This is a genomic window from Curtobacterium sp. ZW137 (assembly GCF_003762905.1).
Taxonomy (GTDB): Bacteria; Actinomycetota; Actinomycetes; order Actinomycetales; family Microbacteriaceae; genus Curtobacterium.
The window spans coordinates 472,914-490,723 of the sequence record NZ_RJKS01000001.1 but is presented as its reverse complement, the minus strand read 5'-3'; the positions used below and the strand labels follow the sequence as shown (position 1 = coordinate 490,723).

General features: G+C 72.4%; 20 protein-coding genes. 5 read left to right on the top strand and 15 right to left on the bottom strand.

The genetic code is table 11. The features are described from left to right. Nucleotides 1-24: 24 nt before the first annotated feature. From EDF55_RS02230 to EDF55_RS02160, 15 genes are all read right to left on the bottom strand, one after another. Nucleotides 25-1,659 (bottom strand): flagellar hook-length control protein FliK, encoded by a 1,635-nt coding sequence (locus EDF55_RS02230; RefSeq protein ID WP_123653299.1) that lies wholly within the window; start codon nucleotides 1,657-1,659, stop codon nucleotides 25-27. Next, nucleotides 1,656-2,369, bottom strand: a complete 714-nt coding sequence (locus EDF55_RS02225) for a C40 family peptidase (RefSeq protein ID WP_123653298.1) — start codon at nucleotides 2,367-2,369, stop codon at nucleotides 1,656-1,658. Before EDF55_RS02225 ends, EDF55_RS02230 begins: the two co-directional genes overlap by 4 nt. Further along, nucleotides 2,366-2,797 (bottom strand): flagellar FliJ family protein, encoded by a 432-nt coding sequence (locus EDF55_RS02220; protein ID WP_123653297.1) that lies wholly within the window; start codon nucleotides 2,795-2,797, stop codon nucleotides 2,366-2,368. The genes EDF55_RS02225 and EDF55_RS02220 overlap by 4 nt, the downstream gene beginning before the upstream one ends. Then, nucleotides 2,797-4,125, bottom strand: a complete 1,329-nt coding sequence (locus EDF55_RS02215) for a FliI/YscN family ATPase (RefSeq protein ID WP_123653296.1) — start codon at nucleotides 4,123-4,125, stop codon at nucleotides 2,797-2,799. Before EDF55_RS02215 ends, EDF55_RS02220 begins: the two co-directional genes overlap by 1 nt. Continuing rightward, nucleotides 4,122-4,766 carry a hypothetical protein gene (locus EDF55_RS02210; protein ID WP_123653295.1) on the bottom strand — a complete coding sequence of 215 codons (645 nt, stop codon included), beginning with the start codon at nucleotides 4,764-4,766 and terminating at the stop codon, nucleotides 4,122-4,124. The genes EDF55_RS02215 and EDF55_RS02210 overlap by 4 nt, the downstream gene beginning before the upstream one ends. Further along, complete coding sequence (gene fliG, locus EDF55_RS02205; RefSeq protein ID WP_123653294.1) at nucleotides 4,759-5,793, bottom strand: flagellar motor switch protein FliG; 1,035 nt, start codon at nucleotides 5,791-5,793, stop codon at nucleotides 4,759-4,761. The genes EDF55_RS02210 and fliG overlap by 8 nt, the downstream gene beginning before the upstream one ends. After that, nucleotides 5,790-7,466, bottom strand: coding sequence for a flagellar basal-body MS-ring/collar protein FliF (fliF, locus tag EDF55_RS02200; RefSeq protein ID WP_123653293.1), 1,677 nt, complete (start codon nucleotides 7,464-7,466; stop codon nucleotides 5,790-5,792). Before fliF ends, fliG begins: the two co-directional genes overlap by 4 nt. Continuing rightward, nucleotides 7,466-7,798, bottom strand: a complete 333-nt coding sequence (gene fliE / locus EDF55_RS02195) for a flagellar hook-basal body complex protein FliE (protein ID WP_123653292.1) — start codon at nucleotides 7,796-7,798, stop codon at nucleotides 7,466-7,468. Before fliE ends, fliF begins: the two co-directional genes overlap by 1 nt. Continuing rightward, nucleotides 7,798-8,193, bottom strand: coding sequence for a flagellar basal body rod protein FlgC (locus tag EDF55_RS02190; protein ID WP_123653291.1), 396 nt, complete (start codon nucleotides 8,191-8,193; stop codon nucleotides 7,798-7,800). The genes fliE and EDF55_RS02190 overlap by 1 nt, the downstream gene beginning before the upstream one ends. After that, nucleotides 8,190-8,534: a flagellar basal body protein gene (locus EDF55_RS02185; protein ID WP_123653830.1), complete on the bottom strand. Its 345-nt coding sequence runs from the start codon at nucleotides 8,532-8,534 to the stop codon at nucleotides 8,190-8,192. Before EDF55_RS02185 ends, EDF55_RS02190 begins: the two co-directional genes overlap by 4 nt. A 372-nt stretch (nucleotides 8,535-8,906) precedes the next feature. After that, nucleotides 8,907-9,197 (bottom strand): hypothetical protein, encoded by a 291-nt coding sequence (locus EDF55_RS18650; protein WP_185017059.1) that lies wholly within the window; start codon nucleotides 9,195-9,197, stop codon nucleotides 8,907-8,909. Then, the gene (gene fliS / locus EDF55_RS02175) at nucleotides 9,187-9,624 is read right to left on the bottom strand and encodes a flagellar export chaperone FliS (protein ID WP_123653289.1); all 438 of its coding nucleotides are present in this window, start codon (nucleotides 9,622-9,624) and stop codon (nucleotides 9,187-9,189) included. Before fliS ends, EDF55_RS18650 begins: the two co-directional genes overlap by 11 nt. An 11-nt stretch (nucleotides 9,625-9,635) precedes the next feature. Further along, complete coding sequence (gene fliD / locus EDF55_RS02170; RefSeq protein WP_123653288.1) at nucleotides 9,636-11,042, bottom strand: flagellar filament capping protein FliD; 1,407 nt, start codon at nucleotides 11,040-11,042, stop codon at nucleotides 9,636-9,638. 112 nt (nucleotides 11,043-11,154) lie between these two features. Then, nucleotides 11,155-12,006, bottom strand: coding sequence for a flagellin (locus tag EDF55_RS02165; protein ID WP_221180717.1), 852 nt, complete (start codon nucleotides 12,004-12,006; stop codon nucleotides 11,155-11,157). 130 nt (nucleotides 12,007-12,136) lie between these two features. Beyond that, the gene (locus EDF55_RS02160) at nucleotides 12,137-12,955 is read right to left on the bottom strand and encodes a sigma-70 family RNA polymerase sigma factor (RefSeq protein WP_123653287.1); all 819 of its coding nucleotides are present in this window, start codon (nucleotides 12,953-12,955) and stop codon (nucleotides 12,137-12,139) included. Nucleotides 12,956-13,366: 411 nt separating this feature from the next. Here EDF55_RS02160 and EDF55_RS02155 point away from each other — a divergent pair, with 411 nt between their 5' ends. The 5 genes from EDF55_RS02155 (at nucleotide 13,367) to EDF55_RS02135 (ending at nucleotide 17,785) form a co-directional block, all read left to right on the top strand. Then, nucleotides 13,367-13,852, top strand: a complete 486-nt coding sequence (locus tag EDF55_RS02155) for a flagellar protein FlgN (protein ID WP_123653286.1) — start codon at nucleotides 13,367-13,369, stop codon at nucleotides 13,850-13,852. 4 nt (nucleotides 13,853-13,856) lie between these two features. Next, on the top strand, nucleotides 13,857-15,278 hold the full coding sequence (gene flgK, locus EDF55_RS02150) for a flagellar hook-associated protein FlgK (protein ID WP_123653285.1): 1,422 nt from the start codon (nucleotides 13,857-13,859) through the stop codon (nucleotides 15,276-15,278). Beyond that, nucleotides 15,275-16,180, top strand: coding sequence for a flagellin (locus tag EDF55_RS02145; protein ID WP_123653284.1), 906 nt, complete (start codon nucleotides 15,275-15,277; stop codon nucleotides 16,178-16,180). The genes flgK and EDF55_RS02145 overlap by 4 nt, the downstream gene beginning before the upstream one ends. Further along, nucleotides 16,177-16,572 (top strand): flagellar assembly protein FliW, encoded by a 396-nt coding sequence (gene fliW / locus EDF55_RS02140; protein WP_123653283.1) that lies wholly within the window; start codon nucleotides 16,177-16,179, stop codon nucleotides 16,570-16,572. Before EDF55_RS02145 ends, fliW begins: the two co-directional genes overlap by 4 nt. Before the next feature lie 283 nt (nucleotides 16,573-16,855). Further along, entirely contained in the window at nucleotides 16,856-17,785 is a 930-nt protein-coding gene (locus tag EDF55_RS02135; protein WP_123653282.1) for a hypothetical protein, read from the top strand. Nucleotides 17,786-17,810 lie beyond the last annotated feature (25 nt).

The following is a 17,810-nucleotide window of genomic DNA, read 5'->3' as shown; positions in this document are numbered from 1 at the left end:
GGTGAGTTCCTTGTCGTGAGCCGGTCAGGCGAGGACGTCGAGTCCCGCGGTGCGGACGGTGGTGGTGGCGGGCCGCGCGGTGTGCGCGGTGCCGGGTCGAGCCTCCCGGCGGTCGTCGACCACGAGACGGTCGCCGGTCGGGCGCCCGTCGCGAGCAGTCGACTGGCCGGCCGACCCGGACTGGCCAGGGTGGTTCTGGGAGGAGAGGTCGAGGGTCGTGGAGACGGCGCTGCCCTCGCGGCGGAGGTCGGGCAGCACCTGCCGCACCGCGTCCCGCCCGGCGTCGGAGGCGGCGAACAGCTCGACGTGCATCCCCTGCGCGGTGACGTGTGCACGGACCGTGACCGGCCCGAGCGTGTCCGGCACCACCTGGACGGTGACGATGTGCTCCCCCGGCCCGGCCTGCGCGAGCGTGAACACCGGTCGGGCGAGCTGCTGCGCGAGCGGTGCGGGCGCGGCCGGCTGGGACGCGGCGGCGGTCGGGGCGGTCGCCGGGGCGGCGGTCGTCGGCGTGGTCGGGAGCGCGAACGGCACGTCCGGTGCGCGGGTGGTCCCACCGGCCGGGAGGCTCGGATCGCCCTGCGCGGGCGCACCCACGTCCGTCGGGCGGCCGGCTGCTCGGGCCCCGGTCGCGCTGGTCGCGCTCGTCGCGTCGGTGGTGGCGGCCTGGCGTCCGACCGCTGCGGCGTCGGTCGCCGCGGCGACGGTCGTCGTCGGAACGGGCGCGGCTGGGACGGGCGTGCCGCCCGGGGTCGCGGTCGACGCGGTCGCCGACGTGGCGGTCGCGGTCGCGGGCTCGGTCGCGGTCGCGGTCGCCGGAGCGGACGTCTGCGCGGCCGCGGCCGCGTGCTCCGATCCGCCGGCGGCGGCGGCCGAGGCCGAGGTCGTGGTCGCGGTCGCGGTGTCGCTGCCGGCCGGGGCTCCGGCGCGCCCGACGGCGGCCGAGGCTGTTCCGGCGTCCGCCGTGGCGGTGGTGGTCGCGGCGACGGTGGTCGCGGCGGCGGTGGTCGCGGCGGTGCTGGCCGGACCACGGCCTCCCGAGCGGAGCGCCGGCGAAGCAGGACGCGCGGTGTCTGCGGGAGCGAGCGCGAGATCGGCGGTGCCGAGGGCGGTCACGGCTGCGTCGGTCGGTGCGGCACCTGCCGAGGCCGCGACCGCGTCGAGGGTGCCGACCGCCGTGGTGCCGGCCGCGGTCCCCGTGCCGGAAGCCGAGTCGGTCGCCGTCGGGGCAACCGTGGACGTGTCCCCCGTGGTCGCCGCGAGCGCGGAACCGGGCTGGGCGGCGACAGCGGCGGCAGCGGCAGCAGCGGGCACCGGTGCGAGGCCGAGGAGCGCGGTCAGCCCGGACGGCGTCGCGGCCGTGCCGTCACCGGCGCTCGGAGCCGACGTCGAGTCCGCCGGAGTCCGGTCGTCGTCCGATGCCGAACCCGCGGCGGCCGCGTGCGCGGTGCCCGCGTGCGGGCCAGCGGTCGCCCGCCGGTCCGTGCCCGTGCCGGTGCCGGCGGCGTGCCGAGCGTCGGGACGTCCGCGCCCCGGCTGCTCGCCGGCGACCGCGGACATCGCGGCGTCGAACCCGGAGCCCGTCGCCGCGGCGTCGGCGCTGCTCGACGCACCGCGGCTCGGTGCGGCGGGCGTACTGGTGGCGATCGTCATGCTCATGCGGCACTCCCGGACTGCAGCAGGGACATCAGGGCGGCGGTCTGCAGGTCCGTCGCCGATCCGGCGGCGGAGGTCGCGGCGGTGGCGGCGGTGGCCTTCGTCGCGGCGGCGTCCTGGGCCGAGGGCACGATGCGCCGGATGGTGGCGATGTCCGAGTCCTTGTACCAGTTGTCGACGATCCGGACGTCCTTGCCGGGGTGCGGCGCGTGCAGCACCTTGCCGTCGCCGACGTAGATCACGACGTGCCCCTCGCCCTTCGGGATGATCAGGTCGCCGGGCTGCGCGTCGGCGAGCGAACCCACCTCTGTTCCCATCTTCGCCTGGTCCGGGACGACGCGGGGCATGGTCACCCCGAGGTCCTTGAACACCGTCTGCACGAGCCCGGAGCAGTCCATGCCCGACGTCGTGGTGCCGCCGAACACGTACGGGACGCCGAGGTACTTCTTCGCGTCCGCGACGACGTCGTCCCCGGTGGCGCCGCTGCCCGTGGCGACGGTGCCCTGCCCGGCGTCGACGGAGGTGGCCGGCGCGGCGGTGCTCGTCGCGGTGGTCCCGGTGCCGGTCGCGGCGAGGGCGGCGGCGAACGCGGACGACGAGTCGGCGGAGGACGCGGCGGTCGCGGCACTGCTCGTGGTGGCGGTGCCGCTCTGCAGCGTGTCGATCTGGGAGCGGATCTCGGAGATCCGGCTCAGCACGGCGTCGAGGCTCATCGCGCACCGCCTTCCCCGCGGCTGCGTGCCGCGATCTCGTCGAGGGCGTTCTGCTCGGTGCGGAGTTCCTCGGCGGTGGCCTGCACGGTGTGCTGCTCCTCGAGCTTCTCGAGTCCGAGGGCTGACCGGCGTGCGGCGTTGTACTCGCCCTGCGCCCGGTCGGCGTCGGCGCGGCGGGTGCGGACGACGGCATCGAGCTCCTCGAGCATCCCGCGGGTCGCTGCCCGTGCGGCGGCGACGGCGCTGAGGGTCGCGGCGTCCTCGACGGGCATCGCCGAAGCGGTGTCGTCGAGGGTGCGGCGGGCGGCGGTGCGTGCGTCGGCGGCGTCGCGCATCCGCTCGTTCGCGGCGGCGAGTGCTGCGGCGGCACGGTCCTGTTCGGCGTGCCGGAGCCGGAGGAGCCCGGCGAGGGGGAAGCGGCGTGCCATCAGACACCTCCGAGCCGGGCGACGAGCGCGCCGAGGCGCTGCCAGGAGTCGGCGGCGGTGGCCCGCTCGTCCATGCCCTGGCGGAGGAACGCGTCGATCGCGTCCTGGTGGTCGACGGCCGCGTCCACGAGCGGGTTCGAGCCGCGCTGGTACGCGCCGACGTCGAGGAGGTCCTGCGCGGCCTTCCTGGCGGCCATCACCTTCCGCAGCCCGGTCGCGGCGGCGCGTTCGGCGGGCGAGGTGACCTTTGACGCCACGCGGGAGATCGACCCGAGGGCGTCCACGGACGGGAAGTGCCCGGTGACGGCGAGCTTCCGGTCGAGCACCACGTGCCCGTCGAGGATGCTGCGCGCGGCGTCCGCGATCGGCTCGTTGTGGTCGTCCCCGTCGACGAGCACCGTGTAGAGCCCGGTGATGCTCCCGACCCGGTCCGTCCCGGCGCGCTCGAGCAGCCCGGCGAGCACGGAGAAGGTCGACGGCGGGTAGCCCCGGGTCGCCGGCGGCTCGCCCACGGACAGCCCGATCTCCCGCTGCGCCATCGCGACGCGCGTGAGCGAGTCCATCATGAGCACGACGTCCTGGCCGGCGTCGCGGAAGGACTCCGCGATCCGGGTGGCCACGAACGCGGCACGCAGGCGCATCAGCGCGGGTTCGTCGGAGGTCGACACGACGACGATGGAGCGGGCGAGACCCTCGGGTCCGAGGTCGTCCTCGAGGAACTCGCGCACCTCGCGGCCGCGCTCCCCGACGAGGGCGATCACGTTCACGGCGGCGTCGCTCCCCCGGGCGATCATCGACAGCAGCGAAGACTTGCCGACGCCGGACCCGGCGAAGAGGCCCATGCGCTGCCCGCGGCCGACGGTGGTCAGGGTGTCGAGCACGCGGACGCCGAGCTGCATCGGCGTGTCGATCCGGGTGCGCGCCATCGCGTTCGGCGTGGCGTGGTCGAGGTCCACCCACGCGTCGGCGTCGAGCGGCCCGCGGTCGTCGATCGGCCGCCCGAGCCCGTCGAGCACGCGACCGAACAGTCCGCGACCGGTCGGCACGAGCACCGGGCGTCCGGTGGGCCGGGCCGGCGTGCCCGCGGTGATCCCGGCCAGGCGGCCGAGCGGCATGCAGCGCACCCCGGAGGCGTCGGTGGCGACGACCTCGACGGTGGTCTGCGGTCCGTCCTCGCGCCCGACGACGACGATCTCGCCGATCCGGGCGTCGAGCCCGGCGATCGTCAGCCCGAGACCGACGGCGCTCGTCACGACACCGACACGCTGCGGTGCGGCGAGGGCGACGGCGGCGTCGAGTCCGCGGGGACGGAGCAGCGTGGCGGTCATGCGGTCACCCCGAGTGCGGTCTTCGCGCGGGCCAACGCGGCGTCGATCCGGGCGTCCAGGACACCGTCCGGCAGGTCGACGACGGCGTCGCCGTCGCGGAGCGACGCGTCGGCGCGCACCGGCACGGGCAGGTCGAGCCCGCTGACGGCGGCGGCGTCGGCCGGGCTGAGCCGGACGGCGATCGCGACGGTGTGGTCGACGGCGGCGAGGGCGCGGCGGACCGTCGCCTCGGCGCCGGGGACGACCCGCGCCTCCAGACCGGTCGTCGTCGTGGGCGCGTCGAGCACCGGACGGGAGGCACGGATCGCGTACCCGACGGCGGCCTCGGCCAGTTCCACGGCGGCTTCCACGACCGAGCGCTCGGCCGACTCCAGCACCGGCACGGTGCGCGCGACGAGTGCGTCGGTCATCGCGCCGAGGACGGCGAGGCGTCGTGCGGACTCGGCCTCGAGCTGCGCGGTGCGGTGCGCGTGCAGGGCGTCCAGCTCGGCGCGGAGCGCAGCGGTCTCGGCGTGCGCGGCGCGGAGTCCCGCGGCGTACCCGGCGGCGTGCCCGCGCACCTCGGCGCTGGCGACGCGGTCCTGGAGCCCGGCGTCGGCGACGACGGGGAACGCCAGGCGCTCGAACGTGGTGTCACTCAACGAGCTCGTCCTCCTCGGCGCGGTGGACGGTGATGACGCCCTGCGCCTCGAGCTCCCGGACGGAGCGGACGACCTCGGCGCGTGCCTCCTCGACCTGCGAGACACGGACCGGGCCCATCGCCTGCAGCTCGTCGTCGAGGAGCTCGCGGTTGCGCTCGGAGACGTTCGCGCGGATGGTCTCGACGACCGGTCCGGCAGCGCCCTTCATGGCGGTCGCGAGGACCTTCGAGTCGATGCCGCGGAGCACCTGCTGGATGTCGCGCGACTCGAGCTTGACGATGTCCTCGAAGGTGAGCATCCGCGATCGGATGTCCTCGGCGAGTTCCGGGTCGCGTGCCTCGAGCCCGTCGAGGACGGCCTTCTCGGTGGCGACGTCGGAGCGGTTGATGATGTCGACGAGGGGCGCGATGCCACCGACGACCTCGACGCTCTCGCGCGGGGACACCACGGCGCCGGCGCGCTGGCGGAGGACTCCGGCGACGATCCCGACGGACTCGGGGGTGGCGGTGCCCATCGTGGCGAAGGCCTGCGCGACGTCGGTGCGGGCGCGCTCGTCGACCCCGGCGAGCACGGCGCTGGCCTGTGCGGGCTTGAGGTGCGCGAGGACGAGGGCGATGGTCTGCGGGAGCTCGCCCTCGAGGAGGGTGATGACCTGGCCGGGCTCGGCGTCGTCGAGGAAGTCGAAGGACTGCCCGGCGAGGTTCGACGCGAGGCGGTCCATCACGCCGGCGGCACGTTCGGCGCCGAACGACGCCTCGAGCAGCCCGAGTGCGGTCTCCTTGCCGCCGCGGCGCTGGGTGCGTCCGGTGAGCGTCATCCGGTGGAACTCGGTGAGCGTCTTGTCGACGACGGCGTCCTCGACGCGGCGCATCCGGACGATCTCGGCGGAGATCTCCTCGGCCTCCAGCTCGGAGAACTGCTTCATCACCTCGGCCGCGCGGTCGGTCTCCATCTGCATGAGGATGAGCGCGACCTTCTGGGCGCCGGTCAGCGCACGGTCGGCGGGGCCGGCGGCGGGGGCGTTCACACCGACGTCCGGTCGTCGAGGAGCCCGCGGAGGAGCTCGGCCGTGCGCTTCGGGTCGCGCTCGGCGAGGTTCGAGATGTCCTGGCGGCGACGCTCGGCGGTGATCTCGTCGGTGGTGAGCACCTCGGTGGGGGCGTCGTCGTGGGGCAGCGTCGGCAGGGCGACGGTCGGGGCGTCCCCGGCACCACCGGCGAGCAGACCGGCGCGGGCATCGGCGGCGTCGACGGCGAGCGGCAGCTCGAAGGCGCTGCCGAAGGCGTCGAGCTCGCCGACGTCGACGCTCTCGCGCTCCTGGCGACGGCCGCGGCGGACCAGGAAGACGATGAGCGCGATGAGCGCCAGCGCGATCCCGACGACGATGCCGGCGGTGCGGATCGAGGACCAGAGCGCCTCCTGCTGGTCGGCGGCCTGCTGCGCCTTGAGCGCCTTCGCGGCGTCGTCGGCGGCGCTGGAGTCGAAGTCCATCATCGCGACCTTGACCTGGTCGCCGCGTGCCGTGTCGACACCGGCGGCGGCGGCCACGAGGTCGTTGATGCTCTGCAGGTTCGCGTTCGCGACCGAGTCGGCCTTCGAGTTCAGCGCGACGGAGATCGTCTGACGGTCGAGGGAGCCGGCCGGGATCTGCGTGGTCTCGGTGGTGTGGTCGACGGCGTTGTTCTTCGTCGCGGACTCGTTGACGTACCCGTCGTCGCCGGTGCCGGAGGTGGCGGTGCCGTTCGGCACGGCGATGTTGTCCGGGCCGAGAACGCCCGTCGCGCCGCTGGCCGCGCCCGATCCGGAGCCGTACTGCTCGGTCGTGGAGGACTCGTTGAGGGCCACCGGACCGGACGTCGGGGTCGCGTAGGACTCCGCCGTGCGGGTCGCGGTGTTCTGGTTCATCGTCGCCGACACCACGACGCTGGCGTTCCCCGTGCCGAGCGTGGTGTCGAGCAGGTCCTGGATCTTCTTCGACGTGGAGGCGTCGTAGTCGGCGGCCTGGTCGGAGCCCGTCCCGGTGGCGCCGGTGCCCACGGCGGAGAGGGTCTGGCCCTTCGCGTCGACGACGGAGACGTCGGTCGTCTGCATGCCCTCGACCGCGGCGCTGGTCAGGTGCACGATCGCCTGGACCTGGTCGGTGGTGAGCTGCGTGCCGTTCTTCGTGGCGATGAACACCGACGCCGTCGGGTCCTTCTCCTCGGAGACGAACACGGACTTCTCCGGGATCGCGAGCTGCACGGTCGCGGTCTGCACGCCGTCCATCGCGGAGATCGTCTTCGCGAGCTCGCCCTCGATCGCCCGCTTGTACGTGACGTCCTGCTGGAACTCGGAGCTCGTCACGCCCATCTTGTCGAGCAGCGAGTACCCGCCCTCGTTCGACGACGGCAGCCCGTTCGACGCGGCCTTGAGTCGCTCGGTGTACACGGACGACTGCGGGACGAGGATCGTCGCGCCGCCGTCGGTGAGCTGGAACGGCACCCCGTCGGTGGTGAGCTGGTCGGTGACCGAGCTCGCGTCCGCGGCGGCCAGACCGGTGAACAGCGGCGCGTAGGACGGCTTGCCGAGCCAGGACACCAGCGCGAAGCCGCCGAGCACGAGCGCCGCGACCACGAGGATCGCGATGGTGCGCTGTGCGGCGGAGAAGCCCTTGACGTAGGCGCCGAGGCGGCCGAAGACGTTCTGCAGTGCGGCGGGCATCAGGCCTGCATCCTCATGATCTCGTTGAACGCGTCGACGCCCTTGTTGCGGACGGCGGCGACGAGTTCAAGGGTCACCTGCGCGCGGGTGGACGCGATGGTGGCGTCGTGGATGTCGTCGAGGTTGCCGGTGACGGCCTTGAGCGCGAGCGTCTTGGAGTCGCTCTGCAGCTGCTGGAGCCCGTCGACCGCGTTGCCGAGGGACGCGGCGAACCCGCTGCCGTCGGTGCCGGTCGTCCCGGTCGTCGCAGTGTCGCTGCTCGTCCCGGTGACGGACGTCATCGCGTTCGTCATCGCGTTGGTGGTCACACCGTTCACGCCGTCGATGGGCATCAGTTCTTCCCGATCTGCAGTGCCGCCTCGTAGGCGGTCTTGGCACGGTCGACCACGGCGGCGTTCGCCTGGTAGCCGCGCTGGGCCATGATGAGGTCCGCCATCTGCGTGCCGAGGTCGATGTCCGGCATCCGGACGTACCCCTCCTCGTTCGCGAGCGGGTTGTCCGGGTCGTAGGTCACGCGGCCGGCGGCGCTGCCGAACGCGGCGCCCTTGACGTAGGCGCCGGAGACGCCGTTGCCCTCCTGCACCTCGACGTAGCGGGCCTGGAAGGCGGAGTCGTCCATCGACTTGACCGTGTTGACGTTGGCGATGTTGTCGGAGATCGCGTCGAGCCACTTCCGGTGCACGGTGAGGCCGGTGCTCGCGATCCCGATCGCGTCGAACGTGGTCACGAGGTGGTCCGCATCGCCGCACGGACGCTGGTCAGCTCGGAGTTCATCGCCTGGGTGGCGAACTGGTAGCGGAGGACCGTGTCGACGTTGGAGAGCGTCTCCTCGTCGAGGTCGACGTTGTTGCCGTTCGTGTTCGTCGGCTCGAGGCTGCGGGCGACGGTCGGCGTGGTGCTGCCGCTCCCGTCGACGATCGACTTCGCGAGGGCGTCCTCGAACTGCACCTTCTCGGCGTGGTAGTTCGGCGTGTTGATGTTCGCGATGTTGTTCGCGATCACGCGCTGGCGCATCGAGAGGCCGTCGAGCGCGCTCTGCAGCGCCGCCGACGTCACGGAATCGAACACGGAGGGTCCCCTCGTCATGGCGGCATCGTCCCTGTGCGATGTCACCGTGCGGTGGTGGCCGATCCGTGGCCGGGTGGTCGAGCGATCCGTGCTCGGATGTGGCTATCGGAGCGCTGCTCCGGTGCCGTTAGTGCTTGCCCCGAACGGGGGTACGCGGCGTTCCCGCTCCCCACGCGCGCTCCCACTCCCCACGCGCGTTCCCACTCGCCACGCGCGTTCCCACTCCCCGCCCCGCGCGAGGGTGGTCGTTTCGCGCGTAGGAGGTGGGAACTTTCGACTGCCTACGCGCGATTCGACTTCCTACGCGCGATTCGACCACCTACGCGCGATTCGACTTCCTGCGCGCGGTTCGACGGGCGGGGGCGCGCGGGGCTAGGCGGAAGCGTCGAGGTATACCGCGCGCTGCGGCTCACGGGTCGCGTCGACCTGGCGCAGTGCGCCGAGGTGGTCGAGCGTCGCGCGCCGGTCCTGCTCCAGGACCGCGATGCGGTCCCGCTGTGCGGCGAGCAGCCGGGAGGCCCGACCCACCAGTTCCCGCGGGATCCGACCCAGCCCGGCCGGCTCGTGCCAGGGGGGCGGGTCGTCGCCGACGGCCGCCTGTTCCAGGGACGTGAGCACGGCCTCCCAAGCGGTGGTCAGCTCGTGGTCCTGCTCAGGCGACACCGAGGGCCCCACCCGTAGTCTGCTGCACCGGGGCCGGCGTCGCCGGCATCGCGGCGGCCGCGTCGCGCCAGGCCTGGCGCAGCGGGTCGAGGATGCGGATGCAGTCCCGGGTGGCCTGCACGTCGCGGTGCACGTTCGCGGTGATGAGCGAGGTCGAGGCGTAGTTGTAGATCGCGAGGAGGCCCTCGCCGCCGTCCCACGCGTCGATGCGCAGGGTGGCGGAGAGCTCACCGACGATTGCCTGTGCGTGCAGGAGCTGCTCGCGGGCGCCGTCCCAGTTGCTCGCGACCTGCGCGGCCTCGGCACGGTGCAGGTCGAGGAGCAGCCGGTCGTAGAGCAGCGTGACGAGCTGGGCGGGCGTCGCGGAGAGGACGGCCTCGTTCGTGTACTGCGCGCGGCGGCGCTGGGCCAGGTTGTCGTAGGTCATGGGGTTCCCGATCAGCTCGAGGTGCTCGCGAGCTGGCTGGTGAGCCAGCTCGACTGCGACTGGAGCTTGCTGAGGCTGGTCTCGAGCGCCGCGTACTGCGTCTGCAGTGCCGACTTGCGGGATGCGAGGCGGTCGGTCCAGCGGTCGATCTGGTCGTTGAGGTCCTTGACCACCGACTGCTGTCCGGTGATCGCGGTGGTGATGGAGCCGGTGTACTTGTCCGAGATGGCGGTCGCCGCGGACCCGACCGTCGTCGCGAGCCCGGAGAGGATGTCCTGGGTGCCCTGGGGGTCGGTGGCGAGGGCCTTCTGGAACGCGTCGGCGTCGAAGGTGAAGTCGCCGTCCTTCGTGATCGAGATGCCGATCGAGGACGGGGACTTGCCGTTCACCGGCGCGGACATCGTGCTCGTGAGGCGCTGCACGGCGTCGCGCGTGGTGGCGTCGCCGAGGAGCACGCCCGCCGTGGTCGTCGTGGTGCCGGTCGTCGCGCTCGTGGTGCTCGTCAGGCTGGTGTTCGAGTTGTAGTACGACGTGATCGCGTTCATCGCGTCGACCAGCCCGGACGCGACGGCCTGGGCCTGCGTCGTGTCCTGGGCGACCGTCACCGTCACCGGATCCGTCGTCGGCTTCGTCACCGTGACGGTGAGGCCGGGGACCAGGTCCGTGAACGTGTTCGACGCGCTCGTCACCGTCTGTGCGGCGGCGGTGCCGGCCCACAGCGTCACCGAGGCGTCCGACGCCTGCGTGACGACGGCGGCACCGATCTCGGTGAGGACGTTCGTCGCGGTCCCGGCGGCGACGTCGTCGGCCGTGCCGCGGGAGATCGTGAACGCGCCGGCGGCACCCGTCGTGGTGGACGTGAGCTGCAGGCGGTAGAGCTTCGTGCCGTCCGTGTCCGTGCCGGCCGCGACCTTCGTGGCGGTGACCCCGGCGCCGGACTTCGTGATCGCGGAGGCGACGTCGTCGAGCGAGCCCGACTTCGGCGTCACCGTCGTCGTGGTGCCGTCGGCCTTCGTGATGGTGATCGGCTGGGCGTCGGCGGACCAGGTGGACGTCGCCGCGGTGACCCCGACCTGCGCGGCGGCGGTGGACGCGACGGTGAAGCTCAGCGACCCGGCGCTGGCGTTCGCCCCCGTCGCCACGGTGACCGCGGCGTTCGAGCTCGTGGCGCTGAACACGTCGAGCGAGGTGGCTTTCGCGGCGGCCGTGGCCTTGGTCGCGAGGGTCTGGACCAACGAGTTGATCGTCTGCAGCGACGAGATGAACGAGTTGGTCGTCGTGACCTTGTTCTTCAGGAGCGTCTGCGGCACCGACTCGATCGACATGAGCGAGTTGATCAGGCTCGTGGTGTCGAGTCCGGAGACGAGTCCGTCGATGGCGAAGTTGCCGCTGGTCGACGACACGGACGACGTGGTCATCGTGGCTCCTTGGGGTCACGGTCAGGGCGACGCCGGTGGGCGTGCCGCACGAGCGGTGCGGTGTGCCGCTCCCCGGGACGCCTGAACTGTCCCGGAGAGCGGCACGACGCGACTAGCGGAGCAGCGAGAGGACGTTCTGCGTGCTCTGGTTCGCCTGCGCGAGCATCGACGTGCCGGCCTGGCTGAGGATGTTGTCGCGCGTGTACTTGACCATCTCCTCCGCCATGTCGACGTCGGTGATGCGCGAGGACGCCGCGGTGAGGTTCTCCTTGGCCACGTTCGTCACGTTGATCGCGTGGTCAAGACGGTTCTGCACGGCACCGATGTTCGAACGCGCCTCGGACACCGTCTTGATCTGCGCGTCGATCGTGGTGATCGCAGTCCGAGCGCCGTCACCGCTCGTCAGATCGATGTCCTTCAGGTTCTCCACGATCGTGCCGACGTTGGCGCCGGACAGGTCGATCGAGATCTGGCTCGCAGCGTCACCGTTCGCGCCGACCTGGAAGGTCAGCGAACCGGTGCCGGTGTCCTCGGTGCTCGCAGTACCGTCCAGCAGCTTGATGCCGTTGAAGTTGGTCGACTGCGAGATGCGGGTGAGCTCCTTGGAGAGCTCGCCGACCTCGGTGGTGATCGCCGTACGCGAGTCGTCGTTGTTCGAGTCGTTGCCGGCCTGCACCGCCAGGTCGCGCATGCGCTGGAGGATCGAGTGGGTCTCGGTGAGGCCACCTTCAGCGGTCTGCACGACGGAGATGCCGTCCTGTGCGTTGCGGGCGGCGACCGTGAGGCCACCGACCTGGGACTTCAGCCCCTCGGAGATCGACAGACCGGCCGCGTCGTCGGCAGCACGGTTGATGCGGAGACCCGACGAGAGCTTCTCGAGGGACTTCGACAGGTCGTTCTGCGTCGAGTTGAGGTTCCGGTACGTGTTGAGTGCCGAGAGGTTGGTGTTGATGGACATACCCATGGTGATTTCCTCCGTGAAGTGTGGGTCTTCGCCGGCCCGTCCGTGGGCTGGCAACGGTGCCTGTCGGCCGGTCGGCCGGAGGCGTTAGGAGAACCGCCGCGGAAATCTCGTCCGCGACGGTACTCACGTCTCAGCTCGCGACCACCTGGTGGCCGGACGCCACGTCCTGCACGGCGCGGGCGACCCCGACCGCGGCGTTCGCAGCGACCTTGGCGAGGTAGGCGCTCCGGCGCGCGGCCGTGGTGCGCGAGGCCGGCTCGGGAACGGCTCCCCCGTCGCCGTGGTGCGTGGCGAGACCGTCGCGGAGCAGGCGCATCGCCTCGGAGCGCTGCTGCGACACGGCGGAGTGCGTGATCCCGAGCTCGGCGGCGACCTCGGTGACCGAGCGGTCGCCGAAGTACACGGCCTCGACGATGAAGCGCATCCGCTCGGGCAGCGCCTCGACGGCGGCGCGGAGGTAGCGACGGCGTTCGGTCTCGACGAGGTCGTCGCCCGGCATCGGGATCTCGGCCGCGACGGTGTCGTGCACGGTCTCGTCGATCGGGGTCACGGTGCGACCGGCGTCGCTCATCGCGTCGGCGGCCGTCTGGCGGTCGACGCCCATCGCGTCCGCGATCTCCTGCACGGAGACGCTGCGACCGAGCCGGGAGGACAGCGCTTCCTGCGTGGCGAGCGCCTCGCGGATGCGCTTCCGGGTGCCGCGGCTCGCCCAGTCCGCCGAGCGCATGTCGTCGGCGATCGCACCGGTGATCCGGGTTCGGGCGTAGGCGCCGAACGGGACGCCGAGGGTGGGGTCGAACGCGTCGGCGGCGGTGACGAGTGCGAGCGAACCGACGGCGGCGAGGTCGTCGCGGTCGAGGTGGGTGGCACGGGCACGGACGTCGGACACGATGTACCCCACGAGCGGGAGGTGCTCGGTGATCATCGCGTTGCGTTCGGTGCGGTCCATGCGCTTCCCCTGGTCGTCTCGCTGTGACTGACCCCGTCCCTGGGGCCCACCCTGTGCGTGGGCACGACGATCACCGGCCGCGTGGAGGCCGGGTGGTACGCCGAAGAACCGCCCGGGTCCCTCCGAGCGGTGCACCTGCGCCCCTGTGACGCGCTCCGGATTGTCCCCCGGGGTGCGGTTCTGAATGTATCGGCTGGCAATCCCCTGAGCAGCCCCGCAGGCGTCCCCAGTGCGGGGGGACGACGGGGCAATCCCGGTCGGCATTTGGGAGGACACGAGCCGGAGAACGCTCGTTCCTGACCCCCGTTGAGGAGGGGTCACGGCCTGCGGGCGGACCGCCGCGCTTACGGTGCTCCCGACCCGGCCGATAGTCCTCGGTGTCCACAGGATGACCGACACCGGGAGGAGATGATGAGCGTGAACGACCTGTCCGCCGTGCTCTGGCGCGAACGAGAACTGCTCGAACTGCTCACGTTCAAGCTCGAGGAGGAGCAGCTCCTGCTCGCCGCGGGCCGCTCCCGCTGGGTGTCGCACGCCAGCCGCGAGGTCGAGCAGGTGCTCGAACGGCTCCGCACCACCGGCCTCGAGCGCAGCGCACAGAGCGCCGCCGTCGCCGAGGAGTGGGGCGTGGACCCCGCAGCTCCCCTGCGTGACGTCGTCGCAGCGGCGCCGAACGGCCCATGGGGTGAGATCCTCGCCGCCCACCTGCAGGCCATGCTCGAACTCACCACGCAGATCGGCGCCCTCCGGGACGAGAACGACCGCTTCCTCCGCACCGCGGCACAGGCGACCGAGGAGACCCTCGCCGGGACCGTCGGCGACGCGGCGACCTACGACGCGACCGGGTCCTCCGGCCGTGCCGCCGGCGAAGCGCGCCTCTTCGACGGGAGCCTGTAGCACCGTGGTCAGCACCTTCGGCTCCCTCGCGACCGCGTACTCCGGCCTCACCGCCGCCCGCGCCGGCATCGACGTCACCGGCCAGAACATGGCGAACGCCGGCACCACCGGCTACACGCGGCAGCGCGTCACCCAGACCTCCGTCCCCACCGTCCAGACCGGGTTCATGCGGGGCACCGCAGCGCTCGCGGGACAGGGCGTCTCCGTCGACGGCATCGCCCGGCTCGGGTCCCTGACCCTCGACGCCGGCGTCCGCGCCGCGGCCGGGTCCTCCGCCTACGCCACGGCCAGGGCAACCGCGCTCGACCAGCTCGAGACCGGCCTCAACGAGCCCGGATCGGACGGCGTCTCCGCGAAGCTCGACGGCTTCTGGTCCGCCTGGAGCGACCTCGCAACGCACACCGACGACCCCGGTGCGGCGACCGCGCTCATCGGCGCCGCGAACACCGTCGCCGCGGCGCTCGCGAGCGGCTCGAAGGCCGTCGACGCCCAGTGGACGAGCGTCCGGAACACCGTCGCCGGGCAGGTCTCGCAGCTCAACGACGCCGCGAAGCAGGTCGCCGACCTCAACGGGACGATCCGCGCCACGCTCGCCGGCGGCGGGAACGCCAACGAGCTCATCGACCAGCGTGACCAGCTCACCGAGCAGATCGCCTCGCTCGCCGGCGGCACCACCCGGACGAACGCCGACGGCACCGTCGACGTGCTCATCGGGGGCAACCCACTCGTGCAGGGCACCGACGCCCGCGCCGTCGCCCTCGGCGGCGGCACCCGGCTCGGGGACGGCTCGGCCGTGACGCTCACCTGGGCGTCCGGCTCCGGCTCCGCGGTCGCCCTCGACGGCGGCTCGATCGCCGGCAACGTCTCGCTGCTCGCCCCGGCGAACACGAACGGCACCGGCGGCGCGCTCGCCCAGGCGTCCGCCGCCTACGACGCCGTCGCGACCACGATCGCCGCGCAGGTGAACGCCGCGCACCACGCCGGCACGACCCCGGCCGGCACCACCGGCGTCGACTTCTTCACCCTCACCGCCGGCGTCTCCGCAGCGCAGGGCCTCACCGTCGTCCCCACCGACGCGAGCGGCATCGCGACACGGAACGCGGCGGGCGACCACGACGGTTCGGTCGCGGACGCCATCGGGCAGCTCGGCGCGGCCCTGGACGCACCCGACCGCGCGTGGGCGACCTTCGTGGCGGGGGTGGGCACCGCCTCCCGGTCGGCGACGTCGGAATCGACGCTCACCGGACTCGCGCTCACCAACGCCCGCACGCAGCAGCAGTCGAGCGCCGGCGTCGACCTCGACGAGGAGAACGTCAACCTGCTGAGCTACCAGCACGCCTACCAGGGCGCGGCGCGCGTCCTGACGGCCGTCGACGAGATGCTCGACACTCTCATCAACCGCGTCGGCCTCGTCGGGAGGGGATGACGATGATCACCCGGGTCACCACCCAGATGTCCATGGCGGCCGCGACCGCGCGGCTGCAGGCCGGTGCGGCGAAGCTCGCGCAGCTCACCGACCAGGCCACCACGCTGAAGAACATCGGCAAGCCCTCCGACGACCCCGTCGGCACCGCGTCGGCGATGCAGGTCCGCAAGGAGCAGGCTGCGAACGCGCAGTACACCCGCAACGCGGACGACGCCGTCGGGTGGCTCGCGAACACCGACAGCGCGCTCGGCGATGTCTACTCGGTGCTGTCCAAGGTCCGCGACCTCACCGTGCAGGCGGCGAACACCGGCACCATGAGCGACACCGACCGGGACGCCTACGTCACGCAGTTCCAGGCGCTGGCCGCCGACCTCGCGACGAGCGCGAACGCCACGTACGGCACCCGCTCGGTGTTCGCCGGGTCCTCCACCGCAGCAGTCGCCTACGACGCGGGCACCCCGTCGGCTCCCGGCTCCGGGTGGGCGTCGGCCACGGCGCCGGTCGACCGGCGCATCGGGGACGGCACCACGCTGCGGGTCGACACGCCCGGCACCGACGTGTTCGGATCGGGGTCCTCGTCGGTGTTCTCGATGATCGACTCGATCGTCTCCGACCTGCAGAACGGCGTGAACGTGAACCCCCGACTCAACGACGTCGACGCGCACATCGCCACCGTGCGCGGCGTCCAGGCCGACGTCGGTGTCCGGCACGCCGCGGCACTCACGGCGCAGTCGTCGCTGGCGTCCGGTGCGGTCTCGCTGGAGTCCCGGCGGTCCTCGATCGAGGACAAGGACCTCGCGAAGGCCGTCCTCGACCTGCAGGTGCAGCAGACCAACTACCAGGCAGCCCTCGCCGTCACCGCGAAGGTGCTCCAGCCGACCCTGATGGACTACCTCTCATGAGCAACATCCCCCTGACCTTCACCGTCGCGCCCTTCGGCCTCGAGCCGCTGGTGTCGTTCACGCTCGTCCCGGTCGCCGGGGCGGACGGGCTCTTCACGCTGGTCGGCGCCGGGGTCACGGCGTCCGGCGTCACCGACCCGCGGCTGTTCCTGCTCGACGCGGCGTCGCACCTGCCCTCGTACGCGCCGTCGCTCTCCGACGCGCAGGCCGCGTCCATCGGGCTCGCCGATCCTGCTGACGCGATGCTGCTCGTCGTGGCGAACCCCGGTGCGGCGGGCACCACGGTGAACCTGCTCGCCCCCGTCGTGGTGAACGCCCGCACGGGCGTCGGCGCCCAGTTCATCCTGGAGGACCAGGACCTGCCGCTGCGCGCGGAGCTCGCGCGGCGCTAGCTGCGCTGCGCTGCGCGCTGCGCAGCGCGCTGCGCGCTGCTCCTCCCGGTTCCGCTTCGCGCCACACTTTCGACACGGCAGAAGTCGATCGCGTTCTGCGGTGTCGAAGCTTGCGAACGCACAGGTTGCGCGCGCATGGTTCGACACGGCACGAGTCGTTCGACTTCTGCGATGTCGAAACCTGCACGCGCATCAGCCCTCCACAGGCCGCGCTTCCGAGTGGTCCGTCCACAGATCTCCACCGAAGACCGACCCGGGCGGCAGCATCCCGGAAGCTCTGGTCATGCGATCGCCAGCCTTCGACGTCGAGCTCATCAGGACGAGCACCCTCTTCGGTGCAGAGCGCCGTGCGGCTGAGCGCGCGGCACAGCGTGGCCAGCTCCTCCGTGTGCGATCCGGGGTGCTCGTCCGGCCGCGTGCGCTCGATGGGCTCCGGCCGGCGGATCGCCACCTCCTGCTCGTTCGTGCGTCGCTGCCGCGAGTGACACAGGGCTCCGTCGTCGGCTGGTTGTCCGCGAGCAGCGTCCACGGGCTCCCGAGCTTCGGCGCATGGCCCGCGAAGGTGCACCTGCTCGATCCCACGACGGCGATGACCACGGTCACTGCGTGGTTCGTCCGACACGGTGTGGCACGCCACCCGTTCGGGACACCGACCGAGGTCTGCGGGATCCCCGTCACGGACCTCGTGCGCACGGTCGTCGACGTTGCCGCGACCCGACCGTTGCTCAACGCCCTGCCGGCAGTCGATCACGTTCTCCGGGACCGGGTGATCGATCGTTCGGTCCTGATCGCGGCGGTCGACACGGTGGGGCCGAAGGCGCATGCACGAGCACGGACGGCCGTCGAGATGGGGTCGGCACTGTCGGGGTCGCCCGCGGAGTCGATCTGCCGGGTGCGGTTCCGGCAGGTCGGAGCACCCGAGCCGGTCCAACAGCACGAGTTCGCCCGCCCCGGGGACAGGCGAGCGGTCGTCGACTTCTGGTTCCCGGACCAGGGTGTCGTCGTCGAGGTGGACGGGCGCGCGAAGTACGAAGACACGGCGATGCTCGCTGGCGCTTCGACCGCCGACGCCCACTGGCGTGAGAAGCAACGCGAGGACTTCGTCCGCTCGTTCGACGGTGTCCGGGGTTTCGTGCGACTGACGTGGGCCGACCTGATGGACCCGGAGGTGGTCCGTGCGAAGCTCGCCCGCGCCGGCATCCCGTGCCGCTGAACCCCGGAGCGACGCGGGCGGTCAG

Excerpts from the sequence above, each read along its gene's own strand:
- EDF55_RS02230 (WP_123653299.1), bottom strand. The coding sequence starts at position 1,659 with ATGAGCATGACGATCGCCACCAGTACGCCCGCCGCACCGAGCCGCGGT.
- EDF55_RS02225 (WP_123653298.1), bottom strand. The coding sequence starts at position 2,369 with ATGAGCCTCGACGCCGTGCTGAGCCGGATCTCCGAGATCCGCTCCCAG.
- EDF55_RS02220 (WP_123653297.1), bottom strand. The coding sequence starts at position 2,797 with ATGGCACGCCGCTTCCCCCTCGCCGGGCTCCTCCGGCTCCGGCACGCC.
- EDF55_RS02215 (WP_123653296.1), bottom strand. The coding sequence starts at position 4,125 with ATGACCGCCACGCTGCTCCGTCCCCGCGGACTCGACGCCGCCGTCGCC.
- fliF (WP_123653293.1), bottom strand. The coding sequence starts at position 7,466 with ATGCCCGCCGCACTGCAGAACGTCTTCGGCCGCCTCGGCGCCTACGTC.
- fliE (WP_123653292.1), bottom strand. The coding sequence starts at position 7,798 with ATGCCCATCGACGGCGTGAACGGTGTGACCACCAACGCGATGACGAAC.
- fliS (WP_123653289.1), bottom strand. The coding sequence starts at position 9,624 with ATGACCTACGACAACCTGGCCCAGCGCCGCCGCGCGCAGTACACGAAC.
- fliD (WP_123653288.1), bottom strand. The coding sequence starts at position 11,042 with ATGACCACGTCGTCCGTGTCGTCGACCAGCGGCAACTTCGCCATCGAC.
- EDF55_RS02165 (WP_221180717.1), bottom strand. The coding sequence starts at position 12,006 with ATGGGTATGTCCATCAACACCAACCTCTCGGCACTCAACACGTACCGG.
- EDF55_RS02160 (WP_123653287.1), bottom strand. The coding sequence starts at position 12,955 with ATGGACCGCACCGAACGCAACGCGATGATCACCGAGCACCTCCCGCTC.
- EDF55_RS02155 (WP_123653286.1), top strand. The coding sequence starts at position 13,367 with ATGAGCGTGAACGACCTGTCCGCCGTGCTCTGGCGCGAACGAGAACTG.
- EDF55_RS02145 (WP_123653284.1), top strand. The coding sequence starts at position 15,275 with ATGACGATGATCACCCGGGTCACCACCCAGATGTCCATGGCGGCCGCG.
- fliW (WP_123653283.1), top strand. The coding sequence starts at position 16,177 with ATGAGCAACATCCCCCTGACCTTCACCGTCGCGCCCTTCGGCCTCGAG.
- EDF55_RS02135 (WP_123653282.1), top strand. The coding sequence starts at position 16,856 with ATGCGATCGCCAGCCTTCGACGTCGAGCTCATCAGGACGAGCACCCTC.